The 18,197-nt window shown below is 74.3% G+C and carries 16 protein-coding genes; 2 read left to right on the top strand and 14 right to left on the bottom strand.

The window, feature by feature from the left end:
• Nucleotides 1–143: 143 nt before the first annotated feature.
• The 8 genes from AB0D99_RS02680 to AB0D99_RS02645 form a co-directional block, all read right to left on the bottom strand.
• Nucleotides 144–1,778 (bottom strand): SpoIIE family protein phosphatase, encoded by a 1,635-nt coding sequence (locus tag AB0D99_RS02680; protein WP_362356102.1) that lies wholly within the window; start codon nucleotides 1,776–1,778, stop codon nucleotides 144–146.
• Nucleotides 1,779–1,789: 11 nt separating this feature from the next.
• The gene (locus tag AB0D99_RS02675; RefSeq protein WP_362356100.1) at nucleotides 1,790–1,984 is read right to left on the bottom strand and encodes a LapA family protein; all 195 of its coding nucleotides are present in this window, start codon (nucleotides 1,982–1,984) and stop codon (nucleotides 1,790–1,792) included.
• A gap of 101 nt (nucleotides 1,985–2,085) precedes the next feature.
• Nucleotides 2,086–2,802, bottom strand: a complete 717-nt coding sequence (locus AB0D99_RS02670; protein ID WP_362356098.1) for a GntR family transcriptional regulator — start codon at nucleotides 2,800–2,802, stop codon at nucleotides 2,086–2,088.
• A 96-nt stretch (nucleotides 2,803–2,898) separates the two neighbouring features.
• Nucleotides 2,899–3,900, bottom strand: coding sequence for a proline racemase family protein (locus AB0D99_RS02665; RefSeq protein WP_362356096.1), 1,002 nt, complete (start codon nucleotides 3,898–3,900; stop codon nucleotides 2,899–2,901).
• A gap of 12 nt (nucleotides 3,901–3,912) precedes the next feature.
• On the bottom strand, nucleotides 3,913–4,776 hold the full coding sequence (locus tag AB0D99_RS02660) for a dihydrodipicolinate synthase family protein (RefSeq protein ID WP_362356649.1): 864 nt from the start codon (nucleotides 4,774–4,776) through the stop codon (nucleotides 3,913–3,915).
• A gap of 145 nt (nucleotides 4,777–4,921) precedes the next feature.
• On the bottom strand, nucleotides 4,922–6,415 hold the full coding sequence (locus AB0D99_RS02655) for an NAD(P)/FAD-dependent oxidoreductase (RefSeq protein WP_362356094.1): 1,494 nt from the start codon (nucleotides 6,413–6,415) through the stop codon (nucleotides 4,922–4,924).
• Nucleotides 6,416–6,431: 16 nt separating this feature from the next.
• Nucleotides 6,432–6,779 (bottom strand): (2Fe-2S)-binding protein, encoded by a 348-nt coding sequence (locus AB0D99_RS02650; RefSeq protein ID WP_362356092.1) that lies wholly within the window; start codon nucleotides 6,777–6,779, stop codon nucleotides 6,432–6,434.
• A gap of 43 nt (nucleotides 6,780–6,822) precedes the next feature.
• Nucleotides 6,823–8,016 carry an FAD-dependent oxidoreductase gene (locus AB0D99_RS02645; RefSeq protein ID WP_362356090.1) on the bottom strand — a complete coding sequence of 398 codons (1,194 nt, stop codon included), beginning with the start codon at nucleotides 8,014–8,016 and terminating at the stop codon, nucleotides 6,823–6,825.
• A 256-nt stretch (nucleotides 8,017–8,272) separates the two neighbouring features.
• On the opposite strand from AB0D99_RS02645, the gene AB0D99_RS02640 reads away from it, so the two are divergent.
• On the top strand, nucleotides 8,273–10,657 hold the full coding sequence (locus AB0D99_RS02640; protein WP_362356088.1) for a collagenase: 2,385 nt from the start codon (nucleotides 8,273–8,275) through the stop codon (nucleotides 10,655–10,657).
• On the opposite strand, the gene AB0D99_RS02635 is transcribed toward AB0D99_RS02640, so the two are convergent.
• Nucleotides 10,629–12,095: an FAD-dependent oxidoreductase gene (locus AB0D99_RS02635; protein WP_362356086.1), complete on the bottom strand. Its 1,467-nt coding sequence runs from the start codon at nucleotides 12,093–12,095 to the stop codon at nucleotides 10,629–10,631. The two genes, AB0D99_RS02640 and AB0D99_RS02635, sit on opposite strands and share 29 nt — an antisense overlap.
• 164 nt (nucleotides 12,096–12,259) lie before the next feature.
• On the opposite strand from AB0D99_RS02635, the gene AB0D99_RS02630 reads away from it, so the two are divergent.
• Nucleotides 12,260–12,790, top strand: a complete 531-nt coding sequence (locus AB0D99_RS02630; protein ID WP_362356084.1) for a DUF3093 family protein — start codon at nucleotides 12,260–12,262, stop codon at nucleotides 12,788–12,790.
• A 25-nt stretch (nucleotides 12,791–12,815) separates the two neighbouring features.
• Here the strand turns inward: AB0D99_RS02630 and AB0D99_RS02625 are convergent, their stop codons facing one another.
• From AB0D99_RS02625 to AB0D99_RS02605, 5 genes are all read right to left on the bottom strand, one after another.
• Nucleotides 12,816–13,949 (bottom strand): PP2C family protein-serine/threonine phosphatase, encoded by a 1,134-nt coding sequence (locus tag AB0D99_RS02625; RefSeq protein ID WP_362356082.1) that lies wholly within the window; start codon nucleotides 13,947–13,949, stop codon nucleotides 12,816–12,818.
• A gap of 179 nt (nucleotides 13,950–14,128) precedes the next feature.
• Nucleotides 14,129–15,040: an NAD(P)-dependent oxidoreductase gene (locus AB0D99_RS02620; protein WP_362356080.1), complete on the bottom strand. Its 912-nt coding sequence runs from the start codon at nucleotides 15,038–15,040 to the stop codon at nucleotides 14,129–14,131.
• Between the two features lie 199 nt (nucleotides 15,041–15,239).
• The gene (locus AB0D99_RS02615) at nucleotides 15,240–16,373 is read right to left on the bottom strand and encodes a cytochrome P450 (protein WP_362356078.1); all 1,134 of its coding nucleotides are present in this window, start codon (nucleotides 16,371–16,373) and stop codon (nucleotides 15,240–15,242) included.
• A complete protein-coding gene (locus AB0D99_RS02610) occupies nucleotides 16,370–17,143 on the bottom strand; it encodes a glycosyltransferase family 2 protein (RefSeq protein ID WP_362356076.1) in 774 nt (257 codons plus the stop codon). The genes AB0D99_RS02615 and AB0D99_RS02610 overlap by 4 nt, the downstream gene beginning before the upstream one ends.
• The coding region (locus AB0D99_RS02605) for a class I adenylate-forming enzyme family protein (protein ID WP_362356074.1) at nucleotides 17,140–18,197 on the bottom strand (1,058 nt) is incomplete at its 5' end. The genes AB0D99_RS02610 and AB0D99_RS02605, both read right to left, overlap by 4 nt.

Genomic DNA, 18,197 nt, shown 5'->3' with positions numbered 1-18,197 from the left:
GAGCGCGGCCTAAAGGTATAGATCCGTGCGGTAATTCTTCGGTGAACTTCCAAGGTGCGCTTGATGCTTGGAAGATGATTGGTGGCGAGGCAGACCAATGGGCGGCGCTGGTCGGAGGTGGGCCGGTGCCGGAGTCGCGGCGGTCACGGGCCGTCCCGGCGCAGCATCAGCAACGCCGCGTCGTCCTCCGCGTGCGGTCCGGGGGTGAGGGTGTCCAGGAGGTGGTCGGCGAGCTCCTCCGGATCCGACGGGCCGCCCGAGAGCGCGGCGGCCAGCCGCGCCAGCCCGCGGTCGATGTCCTCGCCGGGCCGCTCGACCAGCCCGTCGCTGTACAGCAGCAGGGTCTCGCCCGGAGCGAGCCGCGCCGTGGTCGGCGGATACGGGGTGGGATCCCAGTCGGCGGGGAGCCCCAGGGGCGGCCCGACGGACAGCTCCAGCCGGTCCACCGTGCCGTCCGCGCGGCGCAGCAGCGGCAGCGGATGGCCGGCGTTCGCCGCGTCGACCGCGCCGGTGGCGAGAGCGATCCGCAGATACTGGCAGGTGGCGAAGCGGTCGGCGGCCAGCTCGGCGAGGAACGCCGACGCCTTGGCCAGGACCCACCCGCACGGATGGCCCTCGGCCGCGTACGCGGTCATGGCCACGCGCAGCTGCCCCATGAGGGCCGCGGCCTCGGTGTCATGACCCTGCACGTCCCCGATCGCGATCCCCACCGCGCCGTCGGGCAGCGTCACCGCGTCGTACCAGTCCCCACCGACCCGGACGCCCGCCCGCGCCGTCCGGTACCGCACGGTGATGCGGGCGCCGGGGGTCTCGGGGATCCTGCGGGGCAGCATGGCGTTCTGCAGTCCGGCGGCGATCTCCCTCGAACGGTCGAGCATGGTGACCCGGTGCAGGGCGCGGGCCACCGCCCTCGCCCATGCGGTCATCAGGGTGTGGTCCGCGAGGGAGAACGAGGTCGTGTCGTCGTAGAACATGCCCATGGCGCCGAGCGGCTGCCCCTGCTCGACCAGCGGCAGGAACGCTGCCGCCGTCGCGTGGAAGCCGTGCCGGTGCGGCGCGAGCCGCGGATAGCGGTCGAGGAAGTCGGGCACGGAGGTGAAGAAGAGCGGCCTGGCGGAGCGTACGACGTCGTTCAGCGGCCAGGAGTCGGCGAGCCGGGACTTCTGGGGCGGCTCGGCGTCGTCCAGGGAGAGCACCGAACGGACGAGCCTGAGCCGTCCCTGTTCGAGCACGGCGAGTGACATCGCCTTCACTCCGAGCCTGCGCAGACACGGCTCGTCGCCCAGGACCGCGGCGACCTCGCACACGCTCATCGCCCGGGCCAGGGCGATCGCCGCCTCGCCCAGGGCGTGCAGGTGGTCGTTGTCCTCGTCGGCCGGAGGACGGATCGCGGAGGGTGACAGATCCAGGCTCGCGTCACGGACCACCCCCACCACCCGCGCGGGTCCCTCCGAGCCCGCGCGTACGGCGTTCCCCCGGACGTGCGTCCAGCGGCTGCGGCCGTCGTGGAGCGCGACCCGGAAGTAGGCGCTGTACGCGTCCCTGCGGCCGCCCCGCAGCTCCTCGCCGAGGGCCGACAGCAGCGTCCAGTCGTCGCGGAGGATCTTCGGGCGGAGGTCGGTGGCAAGCCCGTGGTACTCCTCGGGGAGCAGGTCGAGGGCGTCACGGCCCACGGGGTCGAGGATCAGCTGTCCGGTGGCCGGCACCCACAGGAAGCAGCCCACGCCCGTGGCGGCGAGCGCCTCGCCGCGGTCCAGCCGCGGTGCCGTGTCGCCCATGCGCGGAGCCGTCAGCGCCGTGCGCGGCGACGGGCGATGTAGAGGCCGAGGACGATCCCGACGAGGAGCGTGACCGTGAGGACGCTCCACAGGGGCAGGGTGACGGTGGGGATCCACAGTCTGATCGTGACCGATCCCGTGTTCGCGGCGATGAACCAGATCGCGGCGACCGCGAGGACCACGAAACCGATCGTGCGCAGACGCATGTCCCGACCCTTGACGGACAGGGTCGAGGGAGGATGAGGCTGAGCTTCTGCCTTACGGGCCATGAGGTCCATTATCGACCGTTTTGCCCCGGAGCTCGACCTCACCCGCTCGCACGGCGCGGAGCCGGGGCCACGGCGTCCGGCGCCGCACGGGCCTCGTCCCGCGCCCACAGGGACCGTACGTGGCTGAGATGGCGGACCATGCAGGCCTCGGCGCCCATGGCGTCACCCGCCAGCATGTAGTCGAGCAGCTCCAGATGCTCCTCCGCGGAGGGCAGCAGCTCGCCCCGCTCGTCCAGGGCGGTCAGCCCGTAGAGCCGGGACCGTTTGCGCAGGTCGCCGACCGTCTCGACCAGGCGTTCGTTCCCCGAGAGGCCGAGCAGCGTGAGATGGAATCGGCGGTCGGACTCCAGATAGCCGATGAGGTCGTGGGCGCGGGCCGCCGCGACGATCTCCTCGGCGATCGGCCGCAGCGCCCGGAGGTCGTCACGGTCCGCCGTCAGCGTCACCCGGCCCACGGTCGGCACCTCGATGAGCAGCCGGATGTCCGTGTACTGGTCGAGGTCGCGTTCATTGACCTCGGTGACCCGGAAACCCTTGTTGCGCACCGGCTCGACCAGGCCCTCGCGGGCAAGGTCGAGCATGGCCTCCCGTACCGGGGTCGCGGAGATCCCGAAGTCCTCGGCGAGACCCGGCGCCGAGTACACCTCGCCGGGCTTGAGCTCGCCGGAGATCAGCGCCGCCCGCAGAGCGTGGGCCACCTGGTCGCGCAGGCGCTCCCGGGTGGTGATCAGATGACTCTGCTTCAGATGGCCCATGTGCCGTTCTCCGACTTCCGCTTGTCGCGCCGTCCGGCAGCCGGGGCGTGGCGCCGCACCACCGTACAATTTCACGTTTTCACGGCACGTGACAGCTCACAGCAGGAACCCGCCGGGGAAGGGGTCCTCCGGATCGAGGAAGTACTGCGCGGTGCCCGTCAGCCACGCGCGCCCCGTGATGGTCGGCACCACCGCGGGCACTCCGCCCACCTCGGTCTCCTCGACCAGCCGGCCGGTGAACCGGGTGCCGATGAAGGACTCGTTGACGAAGTCCTGGTGCAGCGGGAGCTCCCCGCGGGCGTGGAGCTGCGCCATGCGCGCGGAGGTTCCGGTGCCGCAGGGCGAGCGGTCGAACCAGCCGGGATGGATGGCCATGGCGTGACGCGAGTGGCGCGCGTCGGAACCGGGCGCGGTCAGATGGACGTGCTTGACGCCGCCGATCTCCGGCCGGACGGGATGGACCGGCCGGTCGTCGGCGTCGATCGCCGCCATGATGGCGAGCCCGGCCCCGAGCAGCTCGTCCTTGCGGTCCCGGTCGAACGGCAGCCCGAGCGCTTCCAGATCGACGAAGGCGTAGAAGTTGCCGCCGAAGGCCAGGTCGTAGCGGACGGTGCCGAGGCCGGGGACCTTCACCTCCCGGTCCAGGGCGGCGCAGAACGACGGCACGTTGGTCAGCGTCACCGCCTTCGCGACGCCGCCCTCCACCCGTACCTCCGCACGCACCAGGCCGGCCGGGGTGTCGAGGCGCACGGTGGTGACCGGCTCGACCACCGGCACCATCCCGGTCTCCACCAGGACGGTCGCCACCCCGATGGTGCCGTGTCCGCACATCGGCAGCAGGCCGGACACCTCGACGAACAGGACGCCGACATCGGCGTCCGGCCGCGTCGGCGGCTGGAGGATCGCCCCGCTCATGGAGGCGTGACCCCGGGGTTCGTACATCAGCAGCGTACGGAGGTGGTCCAGGTGCTCGATGAAGTGCAGCCGGCGTTCGGCCATGGTGGCGCCGGGGATCGGCGCCACCCCGCCGGTGATGACGCGGGTGGGCATTCCCTCGGTGTGCGAGTCGACGGCGTGGAACACGTGACGGGTGCGCACGACGGGCTCCTCTCAGTGCCGGCCGTCGGCGACGGCCTTCTCGGTGGCGGCGCGGACCTCGGCCTCGATGACACCCGCGAGCGGCGAGCGCGGCGGGCGGCACGGCCCGCCGCGCCGGCCCGCGATGTCCATGGACAACTTGATCGACTGGACGAACTCCGTCTTCGAGTCCCAGCGCAGCAGCGGGTGGAGCGCGCGGTAGAGCGGCAGCGCGCGCTCGATGTCGCCCGCGACGGCGGCACGGTACAGCTCCGCGCAGGAGGCCGGGAAGGCGTTGGGGTAGCCGGCGACCCAACCGACCGCGCCCGCGACGGCCAGTTCGAGCAGGACGTCGTCCGCCCCGATCAACAGGTCGAGCTCCGGAGCGCGTTCGGCGATCTCGTAGGCCCTGCGCACGTCGCCGCTGAACTCCTTCACCGCGACGATGTGGCCGTCCGCGTGCAGCGTCGCGAGCAGCTCGGGGGTCAGGTCCACCTTGGTGTCGTGGGGGTTGTTGTACGCCACGACCGGCAGCCCGACCCCGGCCGCGTCCGCGTAGTGTGAGCGCACGGCGGGAGCGTCGCACCTGTAGGCGTTGGGCGGGAGCAGCAGGACCGATCCGCAGCCCGCCTCGGCGGCCTGCTCGGTCCAGCGGCGCGACTCGGCGCTGCCGTAGGCCGCGACCCCGGGCATCACCCGCGCCCCGTCACCGGCGGCCTCGACGGCCGTACGGACGACGCGGGCGCGCTCCTCGTCGGTGAGGGTCTGGTACTCGCCGAGCGATCCGTTGGGGACGACGCCGTCGCAGCCGTTGTCCAGGAGCCATCGGACGTGTGCCGCGTAGGCGTCGTGGTCGACGGTGAGGTCCTCGCGGAAGGGCAGGGCGGTGGCGACCATGATGCCGCGCCAGGGGCGGGTGGCGGTCCATTCGGAGGGGGCGGGAGTGACGGTCACGAGGAGCCCTTCGTCAGTGAGATGTGACATGTTATTGATGGATCGTCAGTTGGGTTCTCTCCGGTGCGGGAGCGGCCCGTGCGGGATGTCAGTCGCCGTCCCGTGTACCGGCCGGGTCGGCTTCGAGCCCCGCGAGCGCGCCGAGCGTCACCGGGACGGCCAGCGGGCGGCGTTCGGGCGAGCCGGGGAGCGCGGCCTCCGAGGCCGCCCCTCCGCGGGCGAGGCAGGCGACGGCGGGCCCGCACACCCGACCCTGGCACCAGCCCATGCCCGCCCGGGTCAGCAGCTTCACCGAACGGGCGTCGCCCGCGCCAAGCTCCTCGACCGCCTCGCGGACCCGCCCGGCGTCGACCTCCTCGCAACGGCACACCTCCGTGGCGTCGTCGAGCCAGCCGCCGGGGCCGTGCCAGCCCTCGCCCGGCGCATGCGCGGCGGCCATCAGCGTGGCGAAGGCACGCAGCCGGGCGCGGACCCGCAGCAGCGTCCGGGTGCGCGCCGACGGTCCGGCGGTGGGCCCGCGCAGGCGCGCGGCGATCGCCACCCCGGACAACTCGCCCTCCACCAGGGCCAGCCGGGCGCCGCCCACGCCGACGGTCTCGCCCGCCGACCACAGGCCGGCGACCGTGGTCCGCTGACCGGCGTCCACCACCAGGGCCGACGCGCCGTCCGGAGTCGTGCGGACGGCGCAACCGAGGGCCGTGCCCAGGTCGATCCGGGGAACGAGACCGTGGCCCACGGCCACCGCGTCACAGGCGATGCGCCGCCCGGTGCCGGGCACCGGACGCCAGTCGCCGTCGAGGCGGGCGACGGTCACGGCCTCCACCCGCTCGGTGCCGTGCGCGCGGACGACGGCATGCCGCGCGTACGGCCGCACACCCCGCAGGGCCAGCGGGGCCATGTGCCCGAACGCCTCCGCCAACTTGCCCGGTCCCGCGGCCAGCACGCCGGGCCGCCGGAGGTAGCGGAGGTACCCGGCCGCCTCGACCACGGCGGGCACCTCGGCCCCCGCCGCCAGCAGGGAGGAGGCGACGGCGAGCAGCAGCGGGCCGCTGCCCGCCACCACGATCCGGCCGCCGGGCAGCACGAGCCCCGACTTGAGCATCGCCTGCGCGCCGCCCGCACCGATCACACCCGGCAGGGTCCAGCCGGGGAAGGGCAGTTGACGCTCGGCTGCACCGGTCGCCAGGAGGACCGCCCGGCCCCGCACCACCACGGGCCGGTCGCCCTCTCCGTCCGATCCGGTGACGGCATGCACCGCCCAGGAGGCGCGGTCCGCGCCCGCGCCCGGCACGGCGGTCCGCTCCGAGACCACGGTCCACACGTGGTGCCGGGGGAGATGGACGCCGTCGCTCGCCTCCCACCGCCGCCGCAGCCCGTCGAAGGCCGCCCAGTCGTGGTGCAGCGCCTCCGGCCGGGCGGCCCCGAGCGAGGCCGCGGGCTGCCGGTAGAACTGGCCGCCGAGCCCGGCGTCACCGTCGAGCAGCGCCACCGACAGACCGCGCTCGGCGGCGGCGACGGCCCCCGCGAGCCCTGCGGGCCCCGCTCCGACGACCACCACGTCGTACGCGCCCGATGACCTCACGGGATCCGGACGGCCGCTACCGGGCGTCGAGTTCGGCACGGCCGTGTCCCTCCTGCGTCGTGACGACGTCGCCCGGACCGGCCGGTACGAGACAGGCGCGCCGGTTCGGGCGGCCGTCGACCGTGACCAGGCAGTCGAAGCACTGGCCGATCCCGCAGAACACCCCGCGGGGCTTCCCGCCGACGCGCGTCGTGCGCCAGGAGAGGATCCCCGCGGCCCACAGCGCGGCGGCCAGCGACTGGCCCGGCAACGCGGTGACCGGCCGCCCGTCGAAGGTGAACGTGATCTCCGGCCCGGGCCGGGCGCCGACGAGCGAACGCGGGGTACGGGCACGGCTCACGCGGTGTCCGAGGCGACGGATCATGCGCACTCCCAACCGAGGATGATGGTGGACCTGTCGTCCGTGGTCACGGTGCCTCCCCCGACGGCCGGGCGGAGCACCCGGCCGCCGCGGCGAACCGCTCCGGGCGGAAGGGGCGGGCGTCCAACGGCGGCGCGGCCCCGGTCAGGAAGCGGGATATCAACAGGCCCGTGGCCGGGGCCAGTCCGATCCCCGCCCCCTCGTGGCCGCAGGCGTGGAACAGCCCGGGAACGCGCGGGTCCGGGCCGATCGCCGGAAGGTGATCCGGCAGATACGGGCGGAAGCCCGCGTACACCCGCGTCACCCGCACGCCGGCGAGCACCGGGAACAGTCGGGCGGCGCCCCGGGCCAGCCGGCCGACGGCCGGTGCGGAGAGCGTACGGTCGAAGCCGACGCGCTCCCGGCTCGCCCCGATCAGGACCGGCCCGGCCGGTGTTCCCTCGACGACCGGTGAGGTCTGCAGGGCGGCGGAGTCGCTCGCGACATCGGCGACGTAGTCCGCCGCGTACACCTTGTGGCGCACCACGCGCGGCAGCGGTTCGGTGACCAGCACGAAGCCGCGGCGGGGCAGGACCGGAAGCTCGGTACCGGCGGTCCGGGCCAGTGCGCCGCCCCAGCTCCCGGCCGCGTTGACCACGTACGGGGCACGCAGCGCGTCGCCCCCCGTGGTGCGCACCCCGCGCACGGAACCGTCCGCACCGGTGAGTACGGAGGCGACCTCCGTGCCGGTGCGGACGGCGGCGCCGGAGGCGCGCAGCAGCCGGGACGCCGCCAGCGCCGGCTGCACCTGCGCGTCCTGCGGGTAGTGGAACGCGCCCGCGAGTCCCGGTGCGAGATGGGGCTCCAGGTCGTGGAGCCCGTCACCGGGAATCTCGTGTGCCTCGACACCCGCCTCGGTCTGCGCCTTCGCGAAACCGCGCAGGGCGTCGAGGCCGCTCTCGTCCGAGGCGACCACCAGGCCGCCCTTGGGTTCGAACTCGGCCTCCGCCCGCAGCGCGGGGGAGAGTTCGCGCCACAGGCGGTTCGAGAGGAGCGCCAGATCGAGCTCGGGCCCGGGCTCCTTGTCGGAGATCAGAAGGTTTCCCTCGCCCGCTCCTGTCGTGCCGCCCGCGACGGGGCCGCGGTCGAGGACGGTGACGGAGAGGCCCGCGTGTACGGCGTAGTACGCGCAGGCCGCGCCGATCATTCCGGCGCCGACGATGATGACGTCGGTCGCCGCGGAGAGGTGTCTCGTGGGCACGGCAGTAATATTTCACACCCCACTGGCGTTGCCAAGAGGCCCAACACGCCCTGCTCGCAACGGCTTTCAGGTGGGGGAGTAACCGTGCCCCCGCGTGTCGCGTGCCCCTTGCGTGGTCTGCGTCCGGAGAAGCTGACGACGTATAAGGCTTCTCAGTGCAATTTCACATTGCTATGTTACATGTCATGTCCAGGGCAGTGTCATGCCAACGACCCTGCCCTCAAGGGAAGTTCACCCCCCCATCACAGGAGACTTCGTGTCCCAGCACAGAGCCGTGCGCACGACCCTTCTCGCCGCAGTGCTCGCGACCGGCCTCACCGCCCCGCTCGCGTACTCGGCCCAGGCCGCCGCCCCGACACCGGCGACCTTCGCGCCCCGGAACGCCGCCCCTGCACCGGCGACCTTCGCGCCCCGTAACGCCGCCCCGACCGCCCCGGTGGCCCACGCCGCGAACCCGCACGACGAGGTCGACCGACTCGCCGAGGCGCCCGCCGCGAAGACCGGTCCGGCCGCCGCCCTCCGCGGCGTCACCGCCGGCCGTGTCCCCGGTCCGCAGACCGCCCCGAGCGCCCGGGACGGGGCCCGTACCGCGCGAGCGGCCACCACCCTGGCCGGCGTGCCCTGCACGCTCGACGGCGTCACCCGACTCACCCCCGCCCAGCTCGCCGACTTCCTCGCCGATCCCGCCGTCGGGGCCGACGGCTGCCTGCGCGAACTGATCTGGACCTGGGACGCCCGCCTCGCGCCCGTGATGTCGGACGCGCACGTCCAGGCCGTCGCCCGACGCATCACGGGCCTCGCCGCCGACCACGACGGGACCAACTCCACCCACCTGCTGGAGATGTTCACCTACCTCCACGCGGTGGCCTACCACGACTTCGGCCGGTCCGAGATCGACATCACCGACGCCCCCACCGTCGAGACCATGCGCGCCGCCACCGCGGCCTTCGCCTACGCCTCGCACACCTTCGACGTCACCCCGGAGAACGCCCAGACGCTCCGCGAGGCCCTCTACACCGGCAGCGCGCCCGGCCTGCGGCAGCACCAACTCGGGCTCATCGCCCAGGTCCTGGCCCGCATGGGCGCCGGCCACCCGCAGACCTCCGGCGACCCCGGCTGGGGCGGTGCGGCCCTTGCCGCGCTCTCCGTCAACTACCTCGGCGTCTACCCCGGCAACCAGGACACCGCGTTCCGCGCGGCAGCCGCCCAGAACGCGGGCTACCGCGCGGCGTTCAAGGACTTCGCCACCCACACGCACCTCAAGAACACCGCCAACGCCTGGGTCGTCCGCGACGCCCTCGGCGAGTACGGCCGCTTCGGCCAGATCGACAGCCTCAGGAGCAGGATCGTCACCGACCTCGGCGGCCTCCTCGGCCCGGTCGAGACCGGCTTCGGTACCGGCAGCGCCCCCTGGGCCTCGCTCGTCGGCTGGCTCAACTTCTACGACGCCTGCGCCCCGTACAAGGTCTGCAAGGCCGACATCGAGGCCAGGATCTTCCCGTACACCTACTCCTACGACAACGGGGCGATCAAGGTCCGCACCGGCCTCGCCCGCGCCACCGTCGACCAGCTCTACTACGCGAGCAAGCAGGTCAAGGCCCAGTTCCACCGCGTGCTCGGCACCGAGCAGCCGCTCGCCGGAGACCCGAACAGCGCCCTGAACATCGTGCTCTACGCCTCCCGTCAGGACTACGAGACGTACCACCCGATCCTCACCGGGATGGGCACCGAGAACGGCGGCATCTACATCGAACGCGGCGCGACCTTCTACACGTACCAGCGGCGGGTGCCGCAGGACTCCAGCCTCACGCTCGAAGAGCTCTTCCGCCACGAGTACGTCCACTACCTGAACGGCCGCTACGCCGTCCCCGGATTCTTCGGCGAGGGGCCCTGGTACGAGAACGACCGCACCACGGCCATGGACGAGGGCACCGCGGAGTTCTTCGACGGCGCCACCCGCGACGACGGCGTCGCCGTCCGCAAGTCACTGGTCGAGAGCGTCATCAGGGACACCGCCTCCGGCGGGCCGCGCATGACCGTCGACCAGATCCTGCACGCCACCTACGACGGCGACGGCTTCCGCTTCTACAGCTACGCGGGCACCTTCTTCGAGTACCTGTGGACCGAGCGGCCCGCCCTGCTGCGCGCGATGTACGGCCACCTCCGCGCGGGAGACGTCCGGGGCTACGACACCTGGCGCGACACCATCGGCAAGGACCCCGGAACACAGGCCGCCTACGACGCCTTCCTCGACCGGCAGATCGCCCGGGTCGACGAGCTGTTCGTGCCCGACACCACCCATGAGCCGACCGCCGGCCTGCGACACGCCACCTCGGACCAGATACGGTCCGCCTTCGCGGCCGCCACCGGCAACACACCCGACTGCGCGGGCACCGGCGACCCCCTGCTGCCCCGCTTCGTCTGCAACGGCCGGATCACCGCCAATCTCGCCGACGCCACCGACCCCGACCAGGTCTTCAAGGACATGTCCGAGACCGTCGACTACTTCGTCCTCGACCGGAGCAGGACCGGCGGAGACAACTTCAACGACATGAACTGCTCCTTCGGCCCGGTGGACGTATGGACCTCCGGCCGCGCCGGAACCGCCGACTTCACGTGTGAGGGTCCGTTGCGCCGCTGACCCCACCCACACCCTCCAGGGCCGGGCCCGCCTCCTTCAGGGGGCGGGTCGCCGGCCCCTGGAGCACCCGCCCGTCGGCCGCCGCGAAACGCGACCCGTGACAGGGGCACTCCCAGACGTCCTCCAGCTCGTCGAAGCCGAGCTCGCAACCCATGTGGGTACAGCGCGGCGGGCGCCCCACGAGATAGTGCCGGGCCACGGACGTCTGCGCCCGCACCACGTCGGGGAACTCACGCAGCGGAAGGTGACGGCGCGGGTCGAAGAGCTCGGTCCAGTCCGGGCGGGGCGCGCCGGTCACATGGGCGGCCAGCAGCCGACCCGCCATCACCCCGTTGCTCATGCCCCAGCCACCGAACCCGGTGGCCACGAAGACATGCTGGGTGTCCGGGTGCTCATGGCCCACGTACGGCAGGTGGTCCGCGGACCGCACGTCCTGCGCGGCCCACCGGAAGGTGGCCGCACCCGGCCCGCCGAACGCCGGGAAGGCCCGGTGGGCCCACCCGGTGAGCCGCCGGAGCCGGTCGGCCGCGTCACCGGTACCGGGTTCGAACGCCTCGCCGGTGACGATCAGCAGCCGGTGGCCGTCGTCGTACGGGGCGGTGCGCACCGACCTGGTGCGGTCCTCGGGAGTCAGGTACATGCCCTCGGGCGCGGTCGCCGCGGGGACGGGCGAGGCGACCACCAGCTCCCGGCGGACCGACAGCCTGGTGATCAGCGAACTGTGCACGACCAGGGGGAAGTTCGTCGCCACGACCACGTCCTCGGCGTGGACGGTCGCTCCGCCCTCCGTGACCACCGTGCACGTCGCGAGCTCCCGCAGCTCGGTGACCCGGGTGTGCTCGTGGACGACGCCGCCCCGGGCCACGAGATCGTCGGCGAGCCCCAGCAGGAACCTGCGGGGGTGGAAGAGGAGCTGGCCGTCCAGCCGGACGGCCGCCGCCACCGGGAACGGCAGGTCGGTCTCCGTCACGTACGCGGCGTCGAGTCCCGCCTCCAGCGCCGCGGCGGCCTCCGCGCGGACCTCCCCGGCCCGCTCCTCGTCCGTGACGTAGGTGAAGGCCGGCGCGCGCTCCAGCTGGGCGTCGACGCCGAGCTCGGCGCACAGGTCGACCACGTGGTCGAGCGCCTCCTGCTGGGCGCGGGCGTACCGGGAGGCGGCGAGGAGCCCATGGGTGTCGCGGAGCCGCGCGTAGGTGAGGCCGTGCAGGGCGGTGAGCTTGCCCGTGGTGTGGCCCGAGACTCCACCGGCGACCCGCTCGGCCTCCAGCAGCACGACCTCTCGCCCGGCGCGGACCAGCTCGTACGCCGCGCACAGGCCCGCGATTCCGCCCCCGATGACGACGACGTCGGCCGTCAGGTCGTCGGCGAGGGCGGGGCGGTCGGGAGAGGGTGTGCCGTGCGTCCAGTACGAGATGCCGATGGGCGCGTCCGCGGGCATGGCGCACTCCTTCCCGGAGGGGTCGCTGCCCCGCGCGTGCCCACCCGGCGGCCGACCATGCGCCGCCCGGCCACCGACCTGCGTGAAGTGAGTACGGGTACTCAGGACGACGGCACCGTGGAGTGCCGAGGATGGAACTCCATCGCCGAGGACCGAGGAACCCCATGTACGTCGAGAAGCTGCCGAAGACCTGGACCGTCTTCTGCGTCGCCGTCTACCTGGCGATGGTCGTCCGGCTGGGAGTGGACGCGCTGCCCGAGGACACCGGCGTCTGGCTGCTCGTCTCGGCGGCGTACCTGCTCGTCCTGGTGCCCTGCATAGCGGTCCCCCTCTCGAAGGCGATCTACCACCGCGTCCGCGTCGACCCGGGCCGCGGTCTGCTCCGCGTCGGACGCGAGCGCATCCCCCTCACCGACGTGGACCCCGCCTCCGTCCACCAGGCCCTGCGGCTCGTCCGGCCACGCACGGTCCGGAGCAGGTACCTGACCCCGGCCGGTACGGTGCAGAGCCCGCTCGCCGGTCTGCAGGCGGTCGACCGCGACGCGCCGCGCCTGGTGGGCGGCGGCTGGGCCGTGCCGATGGGCATGGACAGCGTGGTCGTCCGCACCGTCCGGGGCGAACGCCTCTCGATCGCCACCCACGACGGCGCAGCCCTCCTCACCGCGTTGGACCGCGCTCTGTCCCCCGCCCCCTAGCGGCGGCCCGCGAGGCCCCTCTGGCCTACGGCTCCGGAGCCAGCCGCTCCACCGCGACGAGTGCCGCGTCGTCGCCGAGGTGACCGCCCGCGTACGCGTGGAGGTCGTCCCTGAGCCGGCCGAGCAAGGTCCGCGGGTCGTCCCGTGCCCATGCCGCGAGCCGCTCGGCCAAGGGGTAGAACGCCCGGTCGTGGCCGCGTGCCTCGACGACACCGTCGGTGTACAGGAGCAGCACGTCCCCCACGTCGAAGGGGAAGGACTCCACGGCGACGGAGGGGGCGAGGACGTCCGCGAGCCCCAGCGGCGGACTCGGTCCCGCGCTGTCGAGGACGACGACCCGACCCTCCCGCAGAATCAGAGGAGGGGGATGTCCGCAGTTGACGAGGCGGACGACCGGCTCGTGATCGGGGATGTCCAGGACCAGCGCGGTGACGAACGCCTCCTGGGCCTCGTCGTCCACCGGCACCCCGGCGTCGCCCGCGCGCTCGTCCTCCTCGGCCGAACCGACACCGGCCTCCAGATGCGCGATCAGTTCGGGCAGCTCCCGCTCCCCGCGGGCGGTGACGCGGAAGGCGCCGAGCACGAGCGAGGCCTCGCTGATCGCGTCGAGCCCCTTACCCCGGGCGTCACCGATCAGCAGCCTGGTCCCCGAGGCCGTGCGGGCGGCCGCGTACAGGTCGCCGCCCATCTGGGCCTCCTCCTCCGCCGCCAGATAGAGCGAGGCGATCCGCAGCGGACCCGACCGGCGGGGGAGCGGACGCAGCACGACGCTCTGCGCGGCCCGCGCGATGGAACGGAGCTGGGTCACCTTGCTCTCGTGCGCCTCGCGCAGGTACGCGAAGAAGGTGACGATGACCGAGATCAGGATGAGGGCGACGATCTGGTAGGTGTGGTTGAGGTCCGTCAGGCTCGTCCGCGCGATCGCCACGATCGCCTGGGCGAGGACCGCGACCGCGCCCACGAGGGCCGTCATCCGGGGACCCGCGAACGAGGCCGTCACCGCCGGCGCGGCGATCAGGAACGGCCCCAGGTGGACCTCGGGCGGCAACAGGATGTCCACGACGGTGACCACGGCGATCAGCGCGAAGGGCACGGCCAGAAGCAGCCGCCCACCGCGCCGGGAGAGGCGGGCGGGGATGCCTCGCGGCCGGGGATCCATGGGAAAGGCATACCTCACGTGAGGGAGCGTGTCCTGTCGCCGGGCCGTCGGACGCGGTGTGTCGGCCGGTGGCGACACACCGTGATGCCCGCCGTCCGTCCGTGGGCCGTCGGGCCCTCCCGCTCGGCCGGGAGGAAGCCCGCCGCGACGAGCGTGTCGACGGCGCCGGCGGTTGCTTGTCAGCCTCGGGCGACGGCCGCGGTGAAGTCGGCGAGGTCGCGGCCGGCCCGCCAGCCCTGGCCCTCGGCCCGGGTGACGTCGAGGACGACCGAGTGGGCCAGCTGGTCCACGGCGTACCGGGTCAGCGGCGGCTCGCTGTGCGGCCGGAGGCGGGACAGGGACTCGGCGGCGGTCGCCGCCGCGCGCGCGACGGGCAGGGGAAGCCGCCCGATCCGTGCGTGGACACCGTGGGCACGCAGGACGTTCCGGACCGCCTCGTCCCGTTGGTACGGCACCGGGTCGGCGATGTTGTACGCGCCGGGCCGCCAGACGGCCGCGGAGAGGCACGCTTCGGCGAGGTTCTCCACGGCCGTCAGGCTCAGGAGCACGTCGCGGCCGGGCAGGAGCAGCAGTCCCGCCCGGACCCGGGCGAGCAGGCGCGGAACGAGATGGGGGTCGCCGGGACCGTAGACCGCGCGGGGGCGGAGCACCACCGCCCCGGCCGCGAGCGCGAGCGCCTCGCCCGCCGCCTTCGTACGGCCGTAGGCGTTCAACTGGCCGCGCACGGGATGGTCCTCCGTGATCCGCGCCCGCCCGGGCCCGGGGGCGTACACGCTGGCGCTGCTCACCCAGACCACCGGCCGCCCGGCGGCCGCCTCGATGAGGCGGGCGGTGCCGTCGACGTTCACCGCGCGCATCGTGGCCTCGGCCGGCGAGCCGGGTACCGGATCGCCCACGGAGGCCGCGCAGTGCACGACGAGATCGGCGCCGCGCAGGTCCGGCGGCCCGCTCGCGGCGTCCCAGCGCACGTGCCGGCCGACGGGACCGGGCCGCCGCCCCACGCACAGCACGTCGGCACCGCGCGAGGCGGCGAGGGTGGCGACATGGGAGCCGCAGAAGCCACTGGCTCCGGTCACGGCGATCGTGGTCATGTTCGGCTCCTTGGATCGAGTGGGTGGTCGAAACGCCGGACGGACGGCGGCAGCGTCGGTCCGCCGTGAGTACCGGGCGGCGGTCCGTCGGTCCGGGCGGTCGCGTCGTGGCCTCGGCCGGCGGTCCTGACACCGGGACGCCGACGGCGGCCGCGCGGTGCGGTCGGCGGTCCGGCAGGCTCGCGCGCCGGCGCCGGCGTCATGCCCGGGTCTCCGTACGGGCCCCGGCCGTGGTCGCGCGGATGGTCAGCCGGCGCCAGCCGGGCAGCGCCGCCCGGCGGTCGACCCGGGCGCGGACGACGGACGGCCGGTACGGGGCGAGCGCGGCCAGGAGGTCGTCCAGCTGCGCGCGGGCCAGGCGGGCGCCGGGGCAGGCGTGGGGGCCGGCGCCGAAGACGAGCTGGGCGACGGCGGGCGGGGCCGGGCTCCCGGCGTCCGGCGGAGCGTCGTGCGCGCCCACGGCGTTGCGCGCCACCAGCACCAGCCGGTCCCCGGCCCGGACCGGGCAGCCGCCGAGCACGGCGTCGGCCGCCGCCACCCGCGGCAGCAGGGGGGACGGTGCGACGACCCGGAGCAGCTCGGTCACCAGGGCGGGCCGCAGACGCTCGTCGCCCGCCTGCTCCCACAGTTCACCGTCCGCACACCACGCGACCGCGCGCGGCAGCGCGGCGACGGTGGTGTTGACGGCGGCGACGGCGAGCATCGCCCGCAACCCCGCGTCGTCGTCCCCGTCCGCGAGCAACGCCCCGAGCCGGGCCGTCGCCTCGGCCGCCGCTCGGGCCGCGCCCGGCGGCCGAGGGCCGGGCAGATGGTCCCGGACCGCGGCTGCCGCGGCGTCGGCGGCGGCCTCGGCCAGGGCCGACGGGTCTGCGGTGGTGTCCAGCAGGGCACGGACGGTCGACCCGGACAACTCGCGTGCCAGCGGGACGAGATCGACCGCCCGACCCGCGCCGAGCGGGGCGAGCCGGTGCGCGAGCACGTCCCGCCAGACCGGTCGCAGCCGCTCCACACCGTCCGCGCCCAGACCCCCTGCCACGGCCCGCCTGGTGTCGCGGTGTCCCGCGCCGTCCTGGTCGAAGAGGAGCCCGCCGCCGGACAGTTCACGGGCCGCGCCCCCGGTGGTGCCGGCCGCCGCGCGGTCCAGCGGAATCCGGGTGAGGGCCTGGCGGTACGGCTCCGCGCCGCTCACCAGCACGGTCCGGCCCACGCGGACCACGGGCCTGCGCCGGACCGCGGCGAGCAGGGCGAACAACAGCGGGTGGGAGCGCGTGTACACCCGGCGGTCCCGGCGGCGTGCCGCCCGGACGGCCGACTCCTCGGGGTTTCCGGTCATCGGACGTGCACCTTCCGGGGGTCGCCGGGCCGGTAGCGGCGGTCCCAGGACCACAGAAGGGTCCGAAGAGGGCCCCACGCCCGCAGCCTGCGCAGGCTCGCCCGCACCACCATCCGCTCCGCCCGTGTGATCCGATCGCTGTGCATGCGGGCCCGGTTGAGCAGCACGACGTCCTCCGGCGGCCCCTCCAGGGGGACCCTCGGCGCGCCACCGCACCGGACGTACAGGTCGGCGGTGACGGCGATGTTGTGCCCGTGACACAGGACGTACGGGGTGCGGTAGCGCGGATGCCGGTGCTCCTTGCGCAGCCGCCCGTACACCGCCGTCGCCCGGACCACCGCCGGCAGGAGGTACCGCTCGGCGAGGGACGGGGACTCGTCGGGGCGCGGGAGACTGCGCCCGCAGGCCATCTCCGCGCCCCCGGAGAACGCGTCCTTCGCGGCGGCGATCCAGTCGGGGTCGGGCAGGCAGTCGGCGTCCGTGCGCACCAGCAGTTCGGCGCCCCGGGCGACGGCGTACCGGAAACCGGTGTCGGCCGCCGCTCCCGCGCCCCGTTCGCACTCCCGGACGAGATGGACCGGGAACGGCGCGGAGGCGGCGAAGCGCCGCACGATTCCGGGGGTCCCGTCGGTGGAGGCGTTGTCCACGACGACGAGGGTGAATCCGGTGTCGGACTGCGCGGCGAGCGCGCCGAGCGTCGCGCCGAGCGACGCCTCCTCGTCGAAGGCCGGCACCACCGCCCACAGGGCCGCCCCCGGTGCCGCCGTCATCGGGCGGCACCGCCGGTGCGGGCCGCCGCCAGCCTCGCCGTCGCCGCCCGGTCGGGCTTCGACGAGCGGCCGGACAACGGAATGTCGGCGAGCAGCACCGCGTCCGGGCGCGCCGCGCCCATCCGCTCCAACGGTCCCGCCAGCGCGGCGCGCACCCGGTCGTGGTCCGCCGCCCGGCGAGGCTGGACGACGGCGACGAGACGCTCGTCCCCGTCCCCGGCCGGAACGCCCACCAGGACGGCCAACTCGACACCGGGCACGTGCAGCGCGGGCTCGTAGAGACCCGGGTAGATGTTCTCCGCCCGCCGCAGCACCATGTCCTTGCAGCGGCCCTCCAACACGATCCTGCCGTCCGCCTCGACGCGTCCCCGGTCGCCGGTGCCGACCCAGGGGTCCGGCTGCTCGCCGAGGTACCGGTCCCGGGCCGCCGGACCGGACAGCGCCAACTCCCCGGTCGGCCCCGTCTTGGCCTCGACCCCCGGCAGCGGCGCGCCCACCAGATCGCCCTCGCCGTCGAACGCGGCCTTGTCGGCCTGCTCGACGGCGGCCGCGGGGAACAGCTCCGTCAGCGCGTACACGCCCCACGCCTCGTCCGCTCCGGCCCGCTTCACCCGCGTGAGCAGCTCGGCGCTCGCCGGCGCGGAGCCGGTCCACACCCGCCCCGTGAACCGTGCGTCGGCGGCCAGCGCCGCCCGGAGCTGAGGAGGCGTCAGATACGTGGCCTGCGGGCCCAGCCGGCGCAACTGCCGTGCCAGGACGCGGGGGGACCGGGCGGGCAGCGCGACCGGCGCACCGGCGGCGAGGGACGGTACGAGGACGAAGAACGTGCCGCCGATGACCGGGCGACCGGGCTCGGGAGCCACGAGGCCGGTCACGGCGGCCATGCCCGCCGCCAGCGAGGAGCGGGTGTGGACCACCGCCCGGGGCCGCGAGGTGGTGCCCGAGGTGAAGACGATGACCGCGTCGCCGTCCTCGTCCACCGGGCGCGGCAGCACCGTCGTGCCGCGGCTGCCGCGCAGCGCCGGGGCGCTGCCCGGCAGGCGCGGCCCGACGG

It is taken from the genome of Streptomyces sp. NPDC047971 (genome assembly GCF_040653355.1).
Classification (GTDB): Bacteria; Actinomycetota; Actinomycetes; order Streptomycetales; family Streptomycetaceae; genus Streptomyces.
The sequence above is the reverse complement of the archived record's forward strand: the minus strand, read 5'-3'. Positions and strand labels throughout refer to the sequence as shown.

What these genes read in the sequence shown, in the direction of transcription:
- AB0D99_RS02625 (WP_362356082.1), bottom strand. Translation starts at nt 13,949, where the DNA reads ATGGATCCCCGGCCGCGAGGCATCCCCGCCCGCCTCTCCCGGCGCGGT.
- AB0D99_RS02675 (WP_362356100.1), bottom strand. Translation starts at nt 1,984, where the DNA reads ATGCGTCTGCGCACGATCGGTTTCGTGGTCCTCGCGGTCGCCGCGATC.
- AB0D99_RS02650 (WP_362356092.1), bottom strand. Translation starts at nt 6,779, where the DNA reads ATGATCCGTCGCCTCGGACACCGCGTGAGCCGTGCCCGTACCCCGCGT.
- AB0D99_RS02635 (WP_362356086.1), bottom strand. Translation starts at nt 12,095, where the DNA reads ATGCCCGCGGACGCGCCCATCGGCATCTCGTACTGGACGCACGGCACA.
- AB0D99_RS02660 (WP_362356649.1), bottom strand. Translation starts at nt 4,776, where the DNA reads ATGGTCGCCACCGCCCTGCCCTTCCGCGAGGACCTCACCGTCGACCAC.
- AB0D99_RS02610 (WP_362356076.1), bottom strand. Translation starts at nt 17,143, where the DNA reads ATGACGGCGGCACCGGGGGCGGCCCTGTGGGCGGTGGTGCCGGCCTTC.
- AB0D99_RS02630 (WP_362356084.1), top strand. Translation starts at nt 12,260, where the DNA reads ATGTACGTCGAGAAGCTGCCGAAGACCTGGACCGTCTTCTGCGTCGCC.
- AB0D99_RS02615 (WP_362356078.1), bottom strand. Translation starts at nt 16,373, where the DNA reads ATGACCGGAAACCCCGAGGAGTCGGCCGTCCGGGCGGCACGCCGCCGG.
- AB0D99_RS02620 (WP_362356080.1), bottom strand. Translation starts at nt 15,040, where the DNA reads ATGACCACGATCGCCGTGACCGGAGCCAGTGGCTTCTGCGGCTCCCAT.
- AB0D99_RS02680 (WP_362356102.1), bottom strand. Translation starts at nt 1,778, where the DNA reads ATGGGCGACACGGCACCGCGGCTGGACCGCGGCGAGGCGCTCGCCGCC.
- AB0D99_RS02670 (WP_362356098.1), bottom strand. Translation starts at nt 2,802, where the DNA reads ATGGGCCATCTGAAGCAGAGTCATCTGATCACCACCCGGGAGCGCCTG.